Raw genomic sequence first — 2,768 nt, 5'->3', positions numbered from 1 at the left:
GCATCACTCGAGGCAAGGAGCTCCCATGGAAATTGTCGTCAACGGTCGCAACAGCGAGATCTCCGAACGATTCAGGGAGCACGTCGAGGAGAAACTCCTCCGGATCGACAAGTACGACACCCGCCAGAAAATTCATCGCGTCGAGGTCGAAGTGACGCATGAGAAGAACCCGCGCCAGCACGACAAAGCCGCCAAGGTCGAGATGACCCTCCGCTCCCGCGGACCGGCCGTACGTGCTGAAGCCGCCTCCACTGACCAGCACTCTGCGCTTGACGCCGCGATCGACAAGCTCGAGTCACGACTTCGCCGGGCCGTCGACCGCAAACGCATCCACCACGGACAGCGTGGACCGACGTCGCTGAGCGCCGCGACCGCCGAGCTCCCCCTCGAGCCCATCGTCGAGGACGAGCCGGAGGACGACTTCCCCTCCAAGGCAGGCCCCATCGAGGTCCAGGGTGATTCCCCCCTCGTCGTTCGCGAGAAGACGCACGAGGCCACGCCGATGACTCTCGAGCAGGCGATGTACGAGATGGAGCTCGTGGGGCACGACTTCTATCTGTTCCTCGAAAAGGACTCGATGCGACCCAGTGTGGTTTATCTACGCCGGGCGTACGACTACGGCGTGATCCATCTGGACGTCAGCCCGTAGACACGGTCTGATGCGCTGACCGCCATTCGTGGCATGATCGGAATGTGACTATTCGGGGCGACAACAGCATCCGCGTGCTGCTGGTCGATGACCAAGAGCTCTTCCGCCGCGGCGTGAAGATGGTTCTCAGCGCTGACGAGACGCTGGAGCTTGCCGAGGTCGACGACGGAGACAAGGCGCTTGAGCTGGTGGCCGAAAATCCTTTTGACGTCGTCCTTCTCGACGTACGCATGCCAGGGCGCAGTGGTGTCGAGGTGTGCGCTGCGATCAAGGAGATCTCGCCGACCACCGGAATCATCATGCTGACGGCGAGTGATGACGAGTCTGACCTTTACGAGTCGATCCGCAGCGGAGCGTCGGGCTACCTCCTCAAGGACGGGTCAACGTACGAGCAGGTTGCTGAAGCCGTACGCCTCGTGGCCTCCGGCCAGTCACTGATCAGCCCGAGCATGGCGACCAAGCTGCTCGATGAGTTCGTGCACATGTCCAAGAGCCCGACGCCTGCCACCAACCTCACTCCGCGTGAGCTCGGCGTGCTCCGTCACGTTGCCCGCGGACTGAGCAACCGCGAGATCGCCGAAGAGCTGTTCATCAGCGAGAACACGGTCAAGAACCACATTCGCAACATCCTCGAGAAGCTTCAGATGAAGTCGCGGATGGAAGCAGCGATGTTCGCGGTGCGCAGCAAGCTCGTTGACGACGTCCTTTAGGCCGTGTCTGCCACGACCAAAATGTCAGATCGATAGACGACGATCAGGTCCATGAGTCTGACGGTCCTGCAGGCGCGTCGCATTGCGCTGGCGGCACAGGGATTCACCCGACCTCGTCCAGATGCGGTCGCTGCTCGCCATGTGCAGAAGGTCATCGATCGACTCGGGTTGTTCCAGATCGATTCGGTCAACGTCCTCCAGCGCGCCCACTACATGCCGTTGTTCTCGCGACTCGGCGCGTACGACACCGAGCTCCTGCACCGTGCCGCAGGGCGCAAACCACGACGGCTGTTCGAGTACTGGGCGCATGAAGCGGCCCTGGTCGACGTCAACCTGTGGCAGGCGTTCCAATTCCGGATGGAGTCCGGCGCACGTATGTGGGGTGGTATCAAACGCGTGTACGACGAGAACCCCGAGTTCGTCGAGTGGGTGCTCGAGGAGGTGCGCGCCAATGGCCCGCTGACCGCCCGCGAGGTCGAGCATGACGTACCGCGCGAGAAGGACAACTGGGGGTGGAACTGGTCCGAGGTCAAGACAGCGTTGGAGTACCTCTTCTACAAGGGGCAGGTCACCGCCGCGCGCCGCAACTCGGCCTTCGAAAGGGTCTATGACCTACCCGAACGCGTCATTCCCCCAGCGCAACTCAATGCACCGCCGCTGACGGCTGCCGAGGCGCACGGTGTGCTCGTCAGCCACGCGGGACGCGCTCTTGGTGTCGCGACAGCGCAGTGCCTCCGCGACTACTTCCGTATGGATCCGACGCAGACCAAGGCGGCGATCGACGAGCTGGTTTCCGGAGGCGAGCTGATCCCGACGACGGTCGTGGGCTGGAAGCGCCCTGCCTACCTGCATCGCGATGCCGTACAGCCACGGAAGGTGTCGGCGCGAGCACTGCTCAGCCCGTTCGACCCTCTGGTGTTCGAGCGCACGCGTACTTCGCTGCTGTTCGACTTCCGCTACCGGATCGAGATCTACGTCCCGGCCGAGAAGCGCGTGCACGGCTACTACGTCCTCCCGTTCCTGCTCGGCGATCGGCTCGTCGCCCGGGTCGACCTCAAGGCTGACCGGCAGACGAGCACGCTCGTCGTCCATGGAGCCTGGGCGGAGGATCATGCGCCGGAGTCGACGGCGACCGAGCTGGCAGCCGAGCTGTCCGTGATGGCCGGTTGGTTGGGGCTCGACCGGATCGCACCGCCGTCCAAGGGGGATCTCGCCGGGGAACTCTCGACTGCTATTGGACGTCCCATAGACTAGACAGGCTCAGTCTTCCCGTACGGACCCCGCGTCAAGAGAGTTCATTTCGTGCCAAAAATTGTCGACAAGATCCTTCGCATGGGCGAAGGCAAGATCCTCAAGCAGCTCGAGGCGATTGCCAAGCAGGTGAATGCGCTCGAGGACGAGTTCAAGGC

The 2,768-nt window shown here is 62.8% G+C and carries 3 protein-coding genes; all 3 read left to right on the top strand.

Translation table 11 applies throughout. The features are described 5' to 3' along the window. Positions 1 to 25 precede the first annotated feature (25 nt). From hpf to V6M39_RS00055, 3 genes are read left to right on the top strand one after another with little or no spacing between them, the layout of a single operon-like run. Positions 26 to 649 (top strand): ribosome hibernation-promoting factor, HPF/YfiA family, encoded by a 624-nt coding sequence (gene hpf, locus V6M39_RS00065; RefSeq protein ID WP_332641619.1) that lies wholly within the window; start codon positions 26 to 28, stop codon positions 647 to 649. A gap of 44 nt (positions 650 to 693) precedes the next feature. Continuing rightward, complete coding sequence (locus V6M39_RS00060; RefSeq protein ID WP_332641618.1) at positions 694 to 1,359, top strand: response regulator transcription factor; 666 nt, start codon at positions 694 to 696, stop codon at positions 1,357 to 1,359. A 51-nt stretch (positions 1,360 to 1,410) separates the two neighbouring features. Then, positions 1,411 to 2,613, top strand: coding sequence for a winged helix-turn-helix domain-containing protein (locus V6M39_RS00055; protein WP_332641617.1), 1,203 nt, complete (start codon positions 1,411 to 1,413; stop codon positions 2,611 to 2,613). The last annotated feature ends 155 nt before the right edge of the window (positions 2,614 to 2,768 follow it).

Origin of the sequence: Aeromicrobium sp., from assembly GCF_036675695.1 — a bacterium.
Taxonomy (GTDB): Bacteria; Actinomycetota; Actinomycetes; order Propionibacteriales; family Nocardioidaceae; genus Aeromicrobium.
This window is presented reverse-complemented; position numbering and strand designations above follow the sequence as displayed.

Excerpts from the sequence above, each read along its gene's own strand:
- V6M39_RS00055 (WP_332641617.1), top strand. The coding sequence starts at position 1,411 with ATGAGTCTGACGGTCCTGCAGGCGCGTCGCATTGCGCTGGCGGCACAG.
- hpf (WP_332641619.1), top strand. The coding sequence starts at position 26 with ATGGAAATTGTCGTCAACGGTCGCAACAGCGAGATCTCCGAACGATTC.